This is a genomic window from Streptomyces sp. NPDC001858, from assembly GCF_053594615.1.
This window is the reverse complement of sequence record NZ_JBSFEV010000010.1, coordinates 207,971-224,956: the sequence shown is the minus strand read 5'-3', so window position 1 is coordinate 224,956 and position 16,986 is coordinate 207,971. Positions and strand designations below refer to the sequence as shown.

General features: G+C 68.5%; 9 protein-coding genes and 1 pseudogene. 6 read left to right on the top strand and 4 right to left on the bottom strand.

The window, feature by feature from the left end; genetic code table 11:
- Nucleotides 1-139: 139 nt before the first annotated feature.
- A pseudogene (locus ACWCPF_RS17580) lies at nt 140-397 on the top strand (transposase); the annotation flags it as partial.
- Nucleotides 398-449: 52 nt separating this feature from the next.
- On the opposite strand, the gene ACWCPF_RS17575 reads toward ACWCPF_RS17580, so the two are convergent.
- Nucleotides 450-3,629 carry a DNRLRE domain-containing protein gene (locus ACWCPF_RS17575; RefSeq protein WP_451045909.1) on the bottom strand — a complete coding sequence of 1,060 codons (3,180 nt, stop codon included), beginning with the start codon at nt 3,627-3,629 and terminating at the stop codon, nt 450-452.
- Between the two features lie 532 nt (nt 3,630-4,161).
- Here ACWCPF_RS17575 and ACWCPF_RS17570 point away from each other — a divergent pair.
- From ACWCPF_RS17570 to ACWCPF_RS17560, 3 genes are all read left to right on the top strand, one after another.
- Nucleotides 4,162-11,892, top strand: coding sequence for a ricin-type beta-trefoil lectin domain protein (locus ACWCPF_RS17570; protein ID WP_451045980.1), 7,731 nt, complete (start codon nt 4,162-4,164; stop codon nt 11,890-11,892).
- Nucleotides 11,889-12,425 (top strand): HEAT repeat domain-containing protein, encoded by a 537-nt coding sequence (locus ACWCPF_RS17565; RefSeq protein WP_451045908.1) that lies wholly within the window; start codon nt 11,889-11,891, stop codon nt 12,423-12,425. Before ACWCPF_RS17570 ends, ACWCPF_RS17565 begins: the two co-directional genes overlap by 4 nt.
- A gap of 287 nt (nt 12,426-12,712) precedes the next feature.
- Nucleotides 12,713-13,225, top strand: coding sequence for a hypothetical protein (locus tag ACWCPF_RS17560; protein ID WP_451045907.1), 513 nt, complete (start codon nt 12,713-12,715; stop codon nt 13,223-13,225).
- Nucleotides 13,226-13,891: 666 nt separating this feature from the next.
- Here the strand turns inward: ACWCPF_RS17560 and ACWCPF_RS17555 are convergent.
- Both ACWCPF_RS17555 and ACWCPF_RS17550 read right to left on the bottom strand, forming a co-directional pair.
- On the bottom strand, nt 13,892-14,083 hold the full coding sequence (locus ACWCPF_RS17555) for a DUF397 domain-containing protein (RefSeq protein WP_451045906.1): 192 nt from the start codon (nt 14,081-14,083) through the stop codon (nt 13,892-13,894).
- The gene (locus ACWCPF_RS17550; protein ID WP_451045905.1) at nt 14,080-14,886 is read right to left on the bottom strand and encodes a helix-turn-helix domain-containing protein; all 807 of its coding nucleotides are present in this window, start codon (nt 14,884-14,886) and stop codon (nt 14,080-14,082) included. The genes ACWCPF_RS17555 and ACWCPF_RS17550 overlap by 4 nt, the downstream gene beginning before the upstream one ends.
- A 113-nt stretch (nt 14,887-14,999) precedes the next feature.
- Here ACWCPF_RS17550 and ACWCPF_RS17545 point away from each other — a divergent pair, with 113 nt between their 5' ends.
- Both ACWCPF_RS17545 and ACWCPF_RS17540 read left to right on the top strand, forming a co-directional pair.
- Complete coding sequence (locus tag ACWCPF_RS17545) at nt 15,000-15,410, top strand: ATP-binding protein (RefSeq protein ID WP_451045904.1); 411 nt, start codon at nt 15,000-15,002, stop codon at nt 15,408-15,410.
- Nucleotides 15,411-15,527: 117 nt separating this feature from the next.
- The gene (locus ACWCPF_RS17540) at nt 15,528-15,827 is read left to right on the top strand and encodes a hypothetical protein (protein ID WP_451045903.1); all 300 of its coding nucleotides are present in this window, start codon (nt 15,528-15,530) and stop codon (nt 15,825-15,827) included.
- Nucleotides 15,828-15,962: 135 nt separating this feature from the next.
- Here ACWCPF_RS17540 and ACWCPF_RS17535 read toward each other — a convergent pair whose 3' ends face one another.
- Nucleotides 15,963-16,955 (bottom strand): small ribosomal subunit Rsm22 family protein, encoded by a 993-nt coding sequence (locus ACWCPF_RS17535; RefSeq protein WP_451045902.1) that lies wholly within the window; start codon nt 16,953-16,955, stop codon nt 15,963-15,965.
- Nucleotides 16,956-16,986: the final 31 nt, after the last annotated feature.

Below are 16,986 nucleotides of genomic sequence, written 5' to 3'. Positions count from 1 at the left end.
GGTTCGTAATCCAGCATGGCTGCGCCGTGTCAGTTGCGCCCGGCCGTACGGCGCCGACGCGGACCAACGGGTGCCGTGAAGGAGACACACGGGCAGGTCGGCAGCGATGGGCTCCGCGGCGGCGGTGGAGTCGATTTAGAAGGCGCGCTACCGACTTCGTGCCGGTGTGGAAGGCACCATTTTCCGAGGAGTAGGGCGGTGTGGCCTGCGCAGATCCCGTTACCGCGGCCTTGCCAAGGCCAGTCTCCAGCACCAGCTCACCGGAGCAGCGATCAACCTCGCGCGCATCGACGCCCACCTCACAGGCGCACCGCTCGCCCGCACCCGGACCAGCCACTTCGCAGCACTCCGCCCCGCCGATCCAGTGATCGACGGGGCGAAGTCGGCCCCGGATTGACCAACAGCGTCCCCTCGAAGGAGGCGGCCGGGGCCCGGGCGTGCGAGATTGCTCAGCCGAAGGCCTTGACCGTGTTCCAGTTGGTCGACAGGACGACCCTGACGGCGGCGTTGGTGTTGGTGCGGGAGGGGTTGTAGATACGGGTGGCGCCGTCGGAGGCGAAGCGGGCCCAGATGTCGGGGATGCCGTCCTTGCTGACGTCGGGGATGCCGATGGCGGTGGGCACGGCGGCCTCGGTCCAGGAGGTGCCGTAGGGCTCGTCCTTGCCGGTGAGGGAGGCGGCGGCCGTCTTCAGTGATTCCAGGTCGACGCTGCCGGCGACGGCGCCCGGCTTGCCCTGCCGGTCGTACATGTTGCCGTTGTCGAGGTTGCGCCACAGCAGGTCGGGGGTGCTGTCGCCGTTGATGTCGGTGACGTTGACGATGTCCCGGCGGGCCCAGGCGTCGACGTTCATGAGGGTGGCGGTGTGGACGCTGGCGCCGGTGTAGCCGGAGAGCGTCCACAGCTGGGGGCCGGCCCGCATGACGAGGTCGGGGAGCTTGTCGCCGGTGATGTCGCCGACGGCCTTGAGCTGGGTCCAGGTGGAGGGCGCGGGCGCGTTCGAGGGCAGGCGGATCTCCATGCGCTGGGTGACGTCGAAGCTGCCGTAGCCGTCGCCGGGGTAGAGCCAGAAGCGGCCGTCGGGGCTGACGGCGAACAGGTCGGTGGAGCCGTCGCCGGGATAGGTGTCCTGGTAGTGGGCGATCAGCGCGGCCTTGCCGGTGGCCGGGTCGTACCAGTGGCCCTGCGGGTCGGCCTGCTTGGCGGCGTCGTAGGAGGCGGCGAGGCAGTTGTAGAGGTCGCCGCTCTCCCCGCCGACGCAGGTGCGCAGGTCGCCTTCGGCGTTGATGATCAGCAGGTCGGGGGTGTTGTCGCCGCCGGTGTCCATGGGGCCGTCGGCCGTGTCGCGCGGAGGCACGTAGAAGGTGTAGTCGCTGCGTTTGCTGGGGTTGCCGAGGGAGTCGTAGGCGTAGACCTGCAGCGTGTTGGGGCCGGAGTGGGCCGGGCTGAACGCGGGCAGGGTGGCGGTGCCGGCGGTGGCGGTGAGGTCGACGGGGTTGTTGCCCTCGATGGACCAGCGGAACTTCGCGGCGCCCTCGGACGTGAAGGTGACCGCGCCGGTCTTGCCGAACTTGACCGTGGCCCAGGTCTGGGCGTCGGGGGTGGCCTCGGGGAAGGTGTCGCTGTCGACGGTGGGCGGCGGCGGGCCGGAGCCGTCGACCGTGACCGTGCACCGGTTGCCGCTGGTGGGGTAGTAGGCGGACACCGCGGTGGGTGAGTTGCTGTCCTCGGCGCGGACCTCCCAGTAGTAGACGGCCTTGTCGACCAGCGTGGCGGCGGCGATGGTCAGGGTGGCCTTGCCGCTGGTCAGGCTGGTGACGAGGGTGCCGGCCGGAGCCGTGGCATCGGACTTCCAGAACCGGAAGCGCAGGCCCTTGAGGTTGCCGTCGGGGTCCGTGGACTTCGCGGACAGGACGATGTTGGTCTTGCCGACGGTGGCGCCGGCGGCCGTGGTGTTGCAGGTCCCGCCGGGTGCGCTGGAGACGCTGGAGGGGGTGGCGGGCGGCCGGTTGTAGGCGACTTCGAGGGTGGCGCTGGTCGCCTGGAACTTGCGCCAGGTCTGCGTGTCGGACTCGCTGGTGGCCCGCATGCCGAGGGTGAGGCTCGACGAGCCGGCGTCGGCCGCCTTCTGGGCGGCGGTCTTGACGTTGAACGCCTCGTATTCGTTCGGGCAGGAGGACGAGGACCAGCCGTGCGCGAAGGACTTGCGCTGGATCTCGCTGGACCAGGCGGGCTGCTTGTTCCAGGTGGTGCCGGAGGAGATCGCTCCGGTCGACCAGAGCTGGAACTCGCGGGTGGTGCACGACCAGGAGTGGTTGTTGAGGACCTTGAAGGTCGCGGAGGTGATGGCGGCGCCCTTGAGGCTGGTGCTGTACGCCATCCGCCAGAAGGAGCGGGCGGTGCCGCCGGTGTCGTCCTCGTGGCCGACGCGCGCGTCGGAGGTGCCGGAGGAGAAGTTGGTGCCGTTCCAGAAGCTGGTGTTCGGGTACGGCTTGTACGCCACGGTCCACCCGGTCCAGGCGGTGGTGAGCGGCGGGTCGACGAACACCGGGTACGTCACGTCGGCGTCGGTGAACAGGCCGGTCTGCGCGGCGTGCAGGTCGAGGCGGGCGGCGCCGGTGCCGTCACCGGCCAGCCGCATCGGCATCGGGGCGCTGTGCGCGCCCGGCTCGATGCCGGACAGCCCCGAGAGCTTCAGCACGTCGGCGGACGTGGCGACGGAGGTGCGCGGTGCGCCCTTGCCCGCGTCCAGCTCGGGGTCGCGGCCGGCCGAGTCCCAGGCGAACGGGGTCGGGATGGAGCCGATCTCCTTGCCCGAGTGGTCCTGCACCAGGACGCGTCCGCTGCTCTTGTCATGGCGGAACACGGCCGTGGACGAGCGCAGCCCGTAGGCCACGGTGGCCAGCGCCTTGCTCTGCGCGGCCTCCTTGTTCTTCACGATCAGCAGCTGGGCGAAGCCGCCCTCCTCACGCGCGACCAGCAGCAGGTCGACGCCCGGCAGCACCTCCGGGTACAGGGCGCGCGAGCCGTCGAGCACCGGCTCCGGCAGTGTGCCGGGCCAGGTGTAGGCGACGGTGTGCCCGGCGATGTCGACCTCGGCCAGCACCGTCTCCTGCGCCTGCGGGCCGTCGGCCAGCGGCAGCCGGGCGAAGGAGCGGCCGGCCCGGTCGGCGGTCCCGCCGGGGGTGCCGCCGGCGAAGCGCACCGGCTGGGCCGGGTTGACCGGCTGGACGCCGAGGCCGCGGGCGGCGTTCTTCACCCGGCGCAGCCGGTTGTCGATCGGCGCCCACGTGCCGTTCGCGGTCTTGGCCCGCGTCGCGGTGGCGGTGATCCGCGTCCGCATCTGGCCGTCGGGCTGCGCCCAGGTCTGGGAGGTGGCGGTGGTGGCGGTGTCGACGAGGACCGGCTTGCGGGTGCGTCGGGCCTCGGTCTGGGCGGCCGCCTCGTCGCGCGGGCCGGTCGTGGCCTGCCGTGCGTCGGCGGCCTTGCCTGCTTGTGGCGGTGAGGGTTCGTCAGGCTGCCACCAGGGCAGCAGCGCGGCGGTCAGGGCGGCCAGGACGAGGCCGAGGGTGAGAGCCAGCCTGGTGCGCGTGCGCACGAAGGGGCTGAGAAAACGAGGCAGCACGGACACGGCGGCGGTCTACTCCCGTGTGGACCAGGCGGATGGGCATGGGCGCACACACGCTCACACGAACCGCACAGAACGTCCATGTATGAAGATTTTATGAATCTGTGACCATGGAATGGCACCTGCGTGACCAGCAGTTGACCGTGTGTCATCTGCGGCTTTTGATCACCCGAAGCGCGGACATAGATAAGCTTTTTCATCGCCTTGTCGACTTACTCGCGAGTATGACGATGTGACAGATATCGTCCCGTGGCCGGGATCACATCGGCCGCGAGCGCCCGCATTTATTGATCTTGAAACGCGCGGCGGTCATGACAGAGGGTTCGGTCTCCATCTGTTGTTTTTCGCTTTGGTGGGGTCGACGCGTATGCGTGCTCAAAGTCCACCGTCATGGCTGAGGCGGGCACGCCCGGCCATGACGGAGTCACGACGACGGCGTCGCCGGCAAAGCCGTGTGGCGACCGTCCTTCTGTTGTCCTCGGCCTTGTTGGTGACCAGCCTCGGCGCGGAGGCGTGGGCGATACCCGGCCCCGGCATGACGCGCGAGGAGGTGAAGCTCCCGGATCTGCCCGAGGACACCTCGCTGGCGGCGGACGAGGAGGCCGAGAAGCACCTCACCACCGCGCCCGAGGTCCCGGTGGACCCGTATGCGCCGGAGGCCGTGACGCCGTGGGCGGGGGACACGGGGATCGCCGCCCTGAAGCCGGACACCGCGCCGGGTACCACGGTTCCGGTCGACGACCTGCCGATCGCCCTGGGGGTGCCCGAGGGCGGCGACCCCGCCGCGATCGACGGTGAGTGGAAGGTCGACCTGGCCGCGCCGAGCGCCTCGCAGGACGCCAACGTCTCCGGCCTGATCATGAAGATCACGCCGCCGGCCGACGCCGATCCGGCCGCGCAGGTCGTGATCGACGTCGACACCACCGGCTTCGCCGACCTCTACGGCCCGCAGGCCGCCGAGCGCTTCGGCCTGGTCCTGCTCCCCGACTGCGTCATGGACGCACCCGACAGCGGTCTCTGCGCCGCCGACAGCGGCACGACGACCATGTCGGGCAAGACCGCCGAGCAGCCCGAGCGGCTCAGCAGCTCGGTCGAGGTCGTCCCCGCCAAGAAGGCGCCCACCAGGACCACCGCCGCGAAGAAGTCCGCCACCCGCAAGATCCTCACCGGCTCCGTCCCGGTCTCGGACCTGCTGGGCGACGGCGGCTCGACCGCGTCCGGCGCATCCGTGCGCACCGCATCCGCCGGCAGCGGTGACGTCCTGCCCGTCGTGGACGCCTCCGGCCCGAAGGTCGTCGGCGCGATGGACACCGGGGCCTCCGCCTCCGGTGACTTCACCGCCTCCCCGCTGCTGTCCTCCGGCGCGTGGTCGGCAGGCTCCTCGTCCGGCGCGTTCACGTACTCCTACGACGTGCAGGTGCCCGAGACCGCCGGCGGTCTGATGCCGAAGGTGTCCCTCGGCTACTCCTCGCAGTCCGTGGACGGCCGCACCTCCGCCACGAACAACCAGGCGTCCTGGATCGGCGACGGATGGGACTACAACCCGGGTTCCATCACCCGGACGTACGCCAACTGCCGTGAGGACTCCAAGAAGGAGGGCTCCAACAACAAGACGCACCGCACCGCGGACCTGTGCTGGGGCTCGGACAACGCCACCCTCTCGCTGGGCGGCATGACCACCGAACTGGTCTGGGACAAGGACCAGAACGGGGGCGACGGCGCCTGGCTCACCGCCAACGGCGACGGCTCGAAGATCGAGCGGGTCCAGGACGGCACGTCCGGCAACGGCGCCTACAAGAGCGAGTACTGGACCGTCACCACCCGCGACGGCACCAAGTACCACTTCGGCAAGTACAAGCTGCCGGGCTGGAGCGCCGGACAGCCGGTCACCAACTCGGTTCTCACGGTGCCGGTGTACGGCAACCACGACGGTGAGGACTGCTACCAGGCCGGCGACTGGAAGGGCTCCGCCTGCACCCAGGGCTGGCGCTGGAACCTCGACTACGTCGAGGACGTCCACGGCAACGCCATGTCGCTGTGGTGGAAGAAGGACCAGAACTACTACGCCCGCAACTTCGACTTCAAGAAGCCGGTCGTCTACGACCGCGACGGCTGGCTCGAGCGCATCGACTACGGCCAGCGCGCAGGCACCCTCTTCACCGCGGTCGCCCCGGGCAGCGTCAAGTTCAAGGTCGAGGAGCGCTGCCTCCCCGAGAGCACCACGCTGACCTGCGCGGACACCAACTTCGAGGACAAGGACCCGGGCAAGTACCGCATCTGGTACGACACCCCGGCCGACCTGAACTGCAAGGCCGTCACCGCCACCTACACCAGGAAGTGCTGGAACGCCGGCCCCTCGTTCTGGAGCCGTAAGCGGCTGACCGAGATCACCACCGAGGCGCAGCGGCTCACCTCCACCACGGCCCGCCAGCTGGTGGACAAGCACACCCTCACGCAGAACTTCCCGGTGCTGAAGACCGGCCCCAACACCGCCCTGTGGCTGGAGTCCGTCCAGCGCACCGGCTACGACGCAGCCGGCAAGAGCGCCGCCCTCAACGCGGTGCGCTTCGAGTCCAACGCCGAGGACATGCCCAACCGGGTGATGCGCCCGAACGACCCGCGCCCCGGGTTCTCCCGGCTGCGCATCGGCCGCGTCATCAACGAGTACGGCGGCGAGACCGTCGTCTCCTACAAGCCGACCGCCGGCGACTGCGCCACCGGCACGGGACTGCCGGGCAAGGCGGACAAAGCCGCGCTGAAGGCCAACACCCGGCTGTGCTACCCGACCTTCTGGTCCCCGGACCCCGAGGTCGAGGACATCGACTGGTTCCACAAGTACGTCGTGGACACCATCGAGGAACTCCCCAACGTCGACGGCGCGTTCGCGACCAAGACGGCCTACGAGTACAAGAACCCGGGCTGGAAGCTCGCCGACGGGGAGTTCACCAAGAAGTCCACGCGGACCTACTCGCAGTTCGCCGGGGCCGAGCAGACCACGGTGATCACGGGCGCGGACAACGCCGACATCGGCTCCAAGCGCTCCAAGTCGGTCACCCGCTTCTTCCGCGGCATGGGCGACACCGTGTCGGTGAAGGACATCACCGGCACCGAGATCGCCAAGGACCGGGAGGCGTTCGCCGGCCGTATCGCCGAGGAGCTCGACTACGACGAGGCCGGCGACGCCGACACCGACTGGGTCTCGCGCAGCGTCACCGTCCCGGCCGCCACCGAACTGGGACACCGCAACCGTGACGACGGCCTGGACCCGCTCTACGCCTGGCGGGTGACCGAGCCCACGGAGATCGCCTACACCAGGTCCTCGGGCACCAACAGCGACGACCCCCGCACCGAGCGGGTCGTCCGGACCAACACCGCCTACGAGTCGGCCTACGGTCTGCCCATCCAGGTGGAGTCGCTCGGCGACACCGGCAAGACCGGCGACGAGTCCTGCACCAAGTCGGAGTACATCCACCAGACCGCCAAGAACCTCATCGGTCTGTCCAAGCAGGTCCTGGTCTCCCCGACCACCTGCGCCGCCGCCGACTTCACCGACCTCAGCACGCTCACCGGCGGCGCCCGCACCGCCTACGACGGCGGCGCCTACGGGGCCGCGCTCGCTGGCGCCACCCAGGGCGAGGCCACCGAGTCCTGGTCGATCAACGGCGCCGGCACCGCCTGGCAGACCGGCGGTACCACGGAGTTCGACGACCTCGGCCGTGTGACCCGCATGACCGACATGGACTACAAGACCTCCGGCACCATCGCCTACAAGCCGGCGCTCGGACAGGTCTTCCAGGTCGTCGAGACCAACGCCCTCGGACACTCCGAGACGCGCGACGTCGAACCGGGCCGTGGCACGACCCTGAAGACGACCGACGCCAACAACCACGTCACCCAGGCCGAGTTCGACCCACTGGGCCGGCTGTCGAAGGCCTGGGCGGCGGACCGCACACCGTCGGACACGGCCGTCCCGGACTTCCGCGCCGTGTACACCATCCCGGCGTACACGGAGGGCGAGGACCGCAAGCCCTCGTACGTCACCACCTACACCCGCGGCTACAACAACCGCGTCGAGACCTCCGTCACCCTCTACGACGGCCTCGGCCGTGAGCGGCAGACGCAGGAGGAGGCGGACGGCGGCGGCTACCTGATCACCGACACGCTGTACAACAGCTCCGGCGAGATCTGGCAGACCAATAACGCCTACCCGACGGACGAGGCCAAGCCCGGCGAGCTGTTCAGCCCGGTCAGCGACACCGTCGTCCCGAACATCACGCGCTACACCTACGACGGTTCCGGCCGCGTGCTGGAGGAGATGCCGGTCCTCAAGGTCGAGGACCCGCTGACCCACGAGTCGAAGTCGGAGCCGGTCCCGGCGCGGGCCACCCGCTACGAGTACGGCCTGGACTGGTCCAAGGTCGACAACCCGCAGGGCACCTCCGACTACCGCGTCTACACCGACGCCCTCGGCCGCACCAAGCGGGTGGACACGTTCAACGCGGACGCGCCCGGCGGCCTCACGTCGATGAAGTACGACTACGACACCCGCGGCCAGCTGGTGAAGGCGACCAACTCCGCCGACACCGCGCACCCGTGGACATGGACGTACGACAAACGCGGCCGTCAGGAGACCGCCACCGACCCGGACACGGGCGTCACGAAGAACACGTACGACACGCGCGACCGCGTCCTCACCACCGAGAACGCTCGCGGCGTCGTCGTGTGGAACGGCTACGACCAGCTGTCGCGGCCGATCGAGCAGCGCCTGAAAGACGCCGACGGCAGCCTCCTGTCCACCCTCACCTACGACCAGGCCCCCGGCGGCAAGGGCATGCCCTACACCGCCACCCGCTACACCGACACCGAGGCCTACATCCAGAAGGTCGACGGCTACGACAAGGACTACCAGCCCACCTCGACCACGCTGACCCTGCCGCAGTCCCTCAAGGACACCTGGGGTCTGGAGACGTCGTACAAGTACTCCTACAAGTACAGCGACAACGGCGTGCTGGAGGAGTCGACCCTCCCGAAGATCGGCAAGCTCGCCGAGGAGAAGCTCGTCGTCCGCTACAACAAGGACGGCAAGCCGCTCTCGATCTCCGGCAAGGACTGGTACGGCTCGGAGACGGTCTACGACCCCTACGGGCAGGTGCTGCGCTCCACGCTCGGCGCTCAGCCCTACCGGGTGTGGACGCAGAACACGTTCGACGAGTCCAGCGGTGAGCTCAAGCAGCAGTCGGTCTTCCGAGAGAAGACCGGGGACACCTCACTGGTCGGCCAGAACCCGAACAACCCGTGGCTGGTCTCCAGCCGGTCGTACAGCTACGACCCGTCCGGCAACGTCACCTCCATCCAGGAGGGCTCCACCGGCATCGAGGAACGGCAGTGCTTCACCTATGACCCGCTGGGTCAGCTGAAGTCGGCCTGGACCTCCAAGGACCAGAGTGCCTGCACCGCGCCGAAGAACAGCGACGGCACACTCAACGTGGCCGTCGGCAAGGACAACTCCGGCTACTGGCAGGAGTACGAGTACGACCTGCTCGGCAACCGCAAGAAGCTGACCGAGAAGGACCTCACCGGCGACACGGCCAAGGACGCCACCACCAGCTACGCCTACGGCAAGGCCGACAACACCCAGCCGCACACGCTGACCAAGGTGTCCAAGACCTACACCACGCCGGCCGGCGCGCAGGTCAAGGCGGAGGCGGAGCGGCTGTACGAGCTCACCGGCGAGACCAAGACCGTCACCTCCGTCGAGAACGGCGACAAGCAGTCGCTGTCCTGGACCTACGACGGCAAGGTCGACCGGATCACCGGTCAGGGCACCGGCGGCAAGACCCCGTACGTGGGCCTCGCCGACAAGTGCCTGGACCTCAAGGGCGGCCTCGCGGTCGCCGCGACGGCGATCCAGCTGTATCCCTGCAACGCCTCCCCGGCGCAGAACTGGCGCTTCACCCCTACTCCGGGCACGACGCAGACCGACCCCAACCGGGGCACGCTCAACGTCTACGACAACTGGTGCGTGCAGCCGGCCGCCAACACGGTCGGGTCCGCGGTCCAGCTGCAGAAGTGCAACGGCTCGGCGGGCCAGGAGCTGAAGCGGACCACCTCCGGCCAGCTCATCCACCTGGCCTCCACGTTCTGCCTGGCGGTGCAGGGCGCCAACTCGGCGAACTCCACCCCGATCGTGCTCGCCGCCTGCGATGCCACGAAGGCCGAGCAGCAGTGGGCGCCGCAGAACGACACCCGTCACATCTACGGTCCGGACGGCTCGCGGCTGCTGACGATCAAGGGCAAGCAGGCCACGCTGTACCTGGGCGAGGCCGAGGTCACCGTCCAAAAGGGCGGCGTCCTGGTCAACACCCAGCGCACGTACGCCGCCCCCGGCGGCGCGGTCATGCGCTACGCCTACGGCACCGGCAACGAGACGCTGGTCGCGCTCACCGCCGACCATCAGGGCAGCACTTATGCCGAGGTCGCGCTAAGCGGTGACATGCCGGTGCGGATCCGCAAGCAGGACCCGTTCGGCAACCAGCGCAGCGCCGACAAGGCCGGCGCCAACATGCAGACGCACGCCGGGTTCCTCGGCGCCACCGAGGACGACGCCTCCGGCTACCAGCCGCTGGGCGCCCGCCTCTACGACCCGGTGGTCGGACGCTTCCTGTCCGCCGACCCGGTGGTGGACCTGAACGACGTCCTGCAGTCCAACGGCTACGCCTACGCGCACAACAACCCGGTGACGATGTCCGACCCGACGGGCCTGGCCATCTCGCTGACCGCCTCGGAGCGGGCGGCGGCGCTGAGCGGCGCAGGTCTGTCTCCGTCCCAGGTGGCGCAGGCGCAGGCGATGATGGGCAAGTCCATGACCTCGGTGATCCTGGCCGTGGCGTGGGAGACGCTGAAGGACTTCATCGGCATCAACGATGCGATGGCGTGTTTCGGCGGTGACATGTGGTCCTGCGTCGGCATCGCGGTCGACGCGATCCCGTGGACGAAGCTGGGCAAGATTCCCTCCGTCATCAAGGCCGTGAAGCGCACGATCAAGGCGATCGAGTCGTTCAAGGCGGCGAAGAAGGCGGCCCAGCTCGTCCTGAAGGCCGCGAAGGCGGCCGAGGCCGCGGCGCTGAGGGCGAAGAAGGCCGCGATCGAGCGGGCCAAGAAGCTGGCGGCGCAGCGAGCGAAGAAGAAGGCGGCCGAGGCCGCGAAACGAACAGCTGACAGGGCGGCGGCCGCCGCGAAGAAGACCGGCAACCGCGTCCAGAAGCAGGCCCAGGCCAAGGCGGCCCCGAAGGTGTCGTCGCATGGCGGCGGGGGCGGCAAGAGCGGCGGAGGCAAGCCCGGCGGCAAGGAGGGCGGCTCCTCCAAGAGCAACGGCGGAACCAGCGGCAGCGGCGGCTCGGGCAAGGCCGAGGGCGGTTCCGGCGGAGGCGAGAGCGGCGGGACGTGCAACAGCTTCGTCCCCGGCACGAAGGTGCTGATGGCCGACGGCACGACCAAGCCGATCGAGAAGGTGAAGACCGGCGACAAGGTCGTCGCGACCGACCCGAAGACCGGTGAGACCCGGATCGAGACGGTCACGGCCGAGATCAAGGGCCACGGCCGGAAGCACCTCGTCAAGGTCACGATCGACGTAGACGGCACGAAGGGCACCAAGACGGCCCAGGTCACCGCGACCGACGGCCACCCCTTCTGGGTCCCCGAGCTGCGTACCTGGATCAAGGCCACCGACCTGAAGGCCGGCGAGTGGCTGCAGACCAGCGCGGGCACGTACGTCCAGGTCGCAGCGCTCGAGCGGTGGACGAGCCCCCGGGCGACCGTCCACAACCTGACCGTCGGTGACACCCACACGTACTATGTGGTGGCGGGGGCCACGCCGGTACTCGTCCACAACTGCAATGAAGTCTTTTATCGGGCGATGAGCGAGAAAGAATTCAACCAGCTGGGAACCAACGGCGATATCACCGTCCGAGGTACCGAGAATTTCGTTACGCAGGACCGTGAGTATCTCGAAGGTCTGCGGTATCAGACCCACCGCAGGGGAGGCAGAAATGCCGAGAAGTATACAGTTCTGGTTCGCTACGAGATGTCCCCGGGTACCCGCGACGCATTGATCGCGGCCGGTAAAAGTCCGGATGAAATCGGTCAGGATGTAAATGCCGTGCACCTGAAGTCGGAGCGTGGCTTCGACACGTACGGCCTCAGACCCGGATCGGTCGGAGTGTTCAATTCGGGAATCGTCGGATTCGGAAGAGTGGAGGACTGGTGACGTTCCACGGAGAAGAAAGATCTCAGGCTGATCTGGTTGAAGCACTCGCCGACGGCACGGGGCGGGAAGCCAGGTCCATCGCGGCCGGGCATCCCGAGGTCACTCAGCTCATCGCATCCTGGATTCGGGAAGCCGCACACGCGGGAAACTGGACAAGGGTCGACAAGTTCGCCAACCTGGCCGCCCCCTTGCGGGCGCCGGGCCTGGGCGGGGCTCTTCAGGAGATCCTTGATTCGAATGCCGCGGGGTTCAACAAAGAGGATCTCGTGGAGATCCTCGGGGAGATCCGGGAAACGGACGCGGTCACTTGCCTGTTCAGGGTGGCGGAAGGTTCGGTGGACGAGGACGCTCCGGCGTACTGGCTGTGCCAGAAGGTCATCTCCTCTCTGGGGGAGATCGGCACGCCGGAGGCCCTTCAATGCCTTCGCCGGATGACGCCCCAGTCGTGGCCCGACGTTGTCCGATGGCATGCGGCTGTCGAACTCGGGGTCGAGGACGAGCTCGGGTTTGACGAAGATCAAATGCTGGGGTAGCCGGAGCCCCGGGCGCTGTTGCGATCCAAGAAATTCCCATAGCGTTAGCGAAAAGGAAGCCCCGCCAGATGCGTTCTGGCGGGGCTTCTGCGTGGGGTGACGGCAGTAGTTGAAGGCAACGTCAGCTGCGGGTGAGGTTGCCCACCGCCGGGCCTGCGGACGCACGTCAGTCCAGGCGGAAGTGGACCGAGCATCAGGCGAACGGCAGGGGGAACGGGCCGACCGCAACCTGGCTGCTGGCGCGTCGGGTACGCAGTCGCGGGAACGCGCCGGATGAGGGAAGTGCGATGGAGCTGTGGGACCAGAGAGTGGAGCCGTATGCGGAGCGGCTGGAGGAGGCGCGGGGCGCGGCACTGTGCGATCTTGCCCTGGATGTGGTCGAAGCCACCCTTCCGCTGTTTGATCCGCCCTTTGCAGTGTTTTTCCCTCCGGAGCACACCGCTCTGATCCAGTCCGCAGTCGATGTCCGCCGGAGCGCTCCGGCGGCCTGGTGGCGTGACGCGGGCTTTGCGGAGGGCTTTCTCTGGCAGTACGACGCACTGCCAGAGGTGCCCGTCAGGCCAGCGGTTGGTCCCTTCCTCACGGCGCTGGTCCGAGTTTTCGAGGCTCTTCCCGAGCCGTTGACTGCTGACGACACGCTGGAGATCCTCTCCTCCTGCTACGAGGCCGTTCTGATGTCACACCTCACTGGCCGGGTGACCCTTGAGGAGGAAGAGAACAGCGACCGATGCCGGGCCGCCGTCGCGCAGCAGATCCGTATCATCGAAGACCGGGTTCCACCGGTGTCAGCCGATTCCTGATCTTGCGAAGGGAAGCGGCGTGGCCGTGGGCTTGCTGTTCCTGCTCACAGGGTGCAGGGTGGCGCAACTGACGGCGCCGACGCTGCTGGCCAGCCTCGGTCCGGTCCGCATGATTGCTTAATGACGGTCGACTCCGGTCCCCGAAGAACGGACGGCGGCCGCCGACTTCGCCGCACCGGCAGACGCGCTGGACGTCCAAATGGCCAGGCTGTCGTGCGGCGGGGCCAGCACAGACTTGGCTGGCGGTCTGCCGGTCATGTGATGAATGCAGCAGAGAAAGCGAATACAGCACCTCATGAACAGATCCGGCATACGGCACCCCAGGGCCCTCGCGGCCATAATCTGGCTGGGCTCTGCAGTGGTTTGACGCTGAGGTTGAAAGGGTGAGGTGACAGGCTACGGAGGCTCCAGGCCGAGTCCGGTGTCGGCTATGAAGCCGTCGAGGACTTCGGGTCGGCGTTGGAAGCCGCGTAGTCGGTTCTTCACGAGTGGGGTGAGGTCGTCGATCGTGCGGGGTGCGGCCGGTCTTCCGCTCGCGTGAGCGGAGGCGGCGGTTCGGAGAGCTGGGGCGGCGCACAGCGCCGGACGTTCCGCAGCCTGGCATAGAGCCGTCCACGATGAGAGCGGGAACGGCACCGTCGGTCTCGCTCTCCGACCCGGCGAGGACTACTTCTTGAGGGACGTGGTGAAAGCGGTCCAACTGGCCTGAGTCACCTGGAAGGTTGGGCCGCCGTCTTCGGTCCGGTTCTTGGAGTCGCGGATGTGGATGGTGGTGGGGGAGGCGGCGACCTCCAGGCAGGCGCCGCCCTCGCTGCCGCTGTAGCTCGACTTGAACCAATGAAGTGCTTCGGCGCTCATTGTTCTCCTAGCAGGCGGTCTAGCAGGGCCATCGAGTCCTGAGTGGTCAGGGCCTGTGTCCGCAGCATCGCATATTTGCGCGCGAGGATGGACACCTCGTCCGCGTCGGAAACCCACTGGCTGCCGCGCTGGCCCTCGGCGTACGCGAGGTGCTGGTGGTCCGGGGTCTCCACGAGGATGAAGGGGCCGTCCAGTCCGGCACTGCACGGGCTTCGCATCGGCAGGAACTGCAGCGATACACACGGCAGTTCCGCGAGCTGCCTCAGCTGCCGGAGTTGCTCCAGCCGTCCCCCGATCTCCAGGTACAGCACCGGCTCCCACACCACGAAGCTCAACGTGGGCGGGTTCTTCCGGTGCAGGATCTCCTGACGGGCCAGCCGGAGTGCCGTGTACGTCTCGATCTCGTCCTCGTCGTACGCGGGAACCCGGTTGCGCAGCACGGCGCGGACGTACGGCTCGTTCTGGAGGAGGCCCGGCAGCACCGCGTTGTCGTACCAGGACAGTGCCAGTGCCTCCCTCTCATGCTCCATGTACAGCTCGGCCCACAGCGGGAACTGGTCGATGTCCGGGAGGTTGGCCACACCCGTCGCCAACATGCCCTTCGTGTCGAGGATTTCGTCCAGCAGGGTCGCGAGGTCGGGCTTCAGGGCCCGCCTGCCCTGCTCGATGGACGAGATGGTCTCCTCGTCCAGCCTGACGAGTTCGGCGAGGCCGCTTTGGGTGTGGCCCGCTTCCCGGCGGGCCGTGCCGAGCTGTTTGCCCAGCATCTTCATGGTGGAGAGGTTCTTCCTGCGCTGACTCATGGTGGTCCAGATCCCCCTGTGCGCTCGTACTTGACCCGGCTGAAACCCGTACAAAAATTCCGTACGGGTTCACTGGGTGATCGACAGTAGTCACGCTCCGCAACTCTCGCCCTGTGAACGAAACGATCCAACTCCCGCTCCTGCGTCAGAGGTTCTTCCGGCGCGATCGGCGGTCCGTGCCGGCCGCACGGTTGTTCGCGGGGGAGTCACTCGCGGCTTGGGGGCTCGCCGGGACCGCGCGGGCCGATGACGTATTGCTGTGTGTGAGCGAACTGGTGACCAACGCTCTGCTGCACGGAGTGCCGCCCGGCCGCCAGTTCCTGCTGTTCCTGCGCTACGACGGCAGTGTCCTGCACGTCGAGGTGCACGACAGCGGGCCCGGCGCGCCGCGTGTCGTCGAGAAGGGTGACGACGCGGACGTGGGCGGGCGCGGGCTGCTGCTGGTCGCGGCGCTGAGCGACAAGTGGGGGGTGCGGGAGCGCGAGTTGGGGAAGGCGGTGTGGTGCGAGTTCGCGGGACTGTAGAACGACACCCGTCACGCCCTCGCCGGCGCTGTTGGGCGAGTCCATGACCTCGGTGATTCTGGCCGTGGTGTGGGAGACGCTGAAGGACTTCATCGGCATCAACGAGGGAGGACCGTCATGAAGGACGATCCAGTGAACAGAATGGCTCAGGCCTGGGCCACATTCGATGAGTCCCTGCGCATGGGGAACGGGTTCGACGAAACCGCGTACGACGCTTTGACAACAGCGCTTCGCGTATGCGCGAACGAGTGGGCGCAGCTGGACTCGATCCCGCGGCTGGGAGCGAACGTTCTCGTCGACGTCTTCGCCGCGACGGAAGCGAACGCAGCCCTCTACGAGGATGAAGCTGCGGCTCGGGTGATGGAGGCCGCCTACGAGCTCCATGACCTGGTCGGGGAGTGCGTAGCGCTGCACTGAGGAGACCGGTGCGTCGGCTCGGGAGGATCGATCTCCCGAGCCGACGCACGGGCGCTTGACCTCCCGTAACGTGTGCATGGTGACGGACCCTGGTGCTGCCGTACGGCCAGTCCAATCCGGAATGGGATCGCGCGTTCAGTGAGGCGCAGTCGGTGGCCAGGCGTCGCCCCAGTCTGCGTCTCGGGCCGCCTTGTACAGGTCGCCGTGGCGCTTTGTCACCGTCGTTCGGCTCAGCCGTTCCTCGGGCTCGCAGAGGTCGAGGAGGACCTGGCCCTTGCGGATCTGGGGGCGGCGGATCACCCGGGAGGGAGCCGGGGAGACGGGGAAGCGGGCTGCGGCGACGTAGCTGAACTTCTCGTCCTCGTAGGGCAGGGAGCCGCCCTTGACCTGCCGGTGGAGGGAGGAGCGGCTGACCCGGGCCGAGAAGTGGCACCAGTCCGTGCCGGGCACGATCGGGCAGCCCGCGCTGTGCGGACAGGGCGCGGCGATGCGGAAGCCGGCGGCGATCAGCCGGTCCCGGGCCTCGATCACGCGGGCGTAGCCGTCCGGGGTGCCCGGTTCGACGATCACCACGGCCTGCGCGGCCGACGCGGCGGCGTCCACCAGGGCGGCCCGGTCGGCGGCGGACAGCTCGTTCAGGACGTAGGAGACCGTCACGAGGTCGGTGCTCTCCAGCTCCAGCGACGCGCCGATGCGGGCGCGTTGCCAGCGGGCTTCGCGCAGCTCCGGGTTCGCGGCGGCTACCTCGCGGCCCAGGGCCAGCGCCGGTTCCGCCCAGTCCAGCACCGTCACCGCACGCGTGCCGCCCCAGACGGCGTTCACCGCCCAGGTCGCCGCGCCGGTGCCGCCGCCGACGTCCACCTGGCTGCCCGGCGTCCACTCGGGCGCCGCGTCCGCGAACGCCTCCAGCGCGGAGCGCACCGCCTCGAACGTCGCCGGCATCCGGTACGCGGCGTAGGCGGCGACATCCGCGCGGTCGCGCAGGATCGGCGCGTCGGTCGGGGTGGCGCCCCGGTAGTTGGCGATGAGCCGATCGACGGCCTGGGCGGCCTGCCTGGGCGGGAGGCCGTCGAGGAGCTCCCCGAGAGCGGTACGCAGGGTCTCGGCGGCGGATACGGAGACATTCACCCTGGGATTTTCTCAGGTCCCGAGCGCGGAG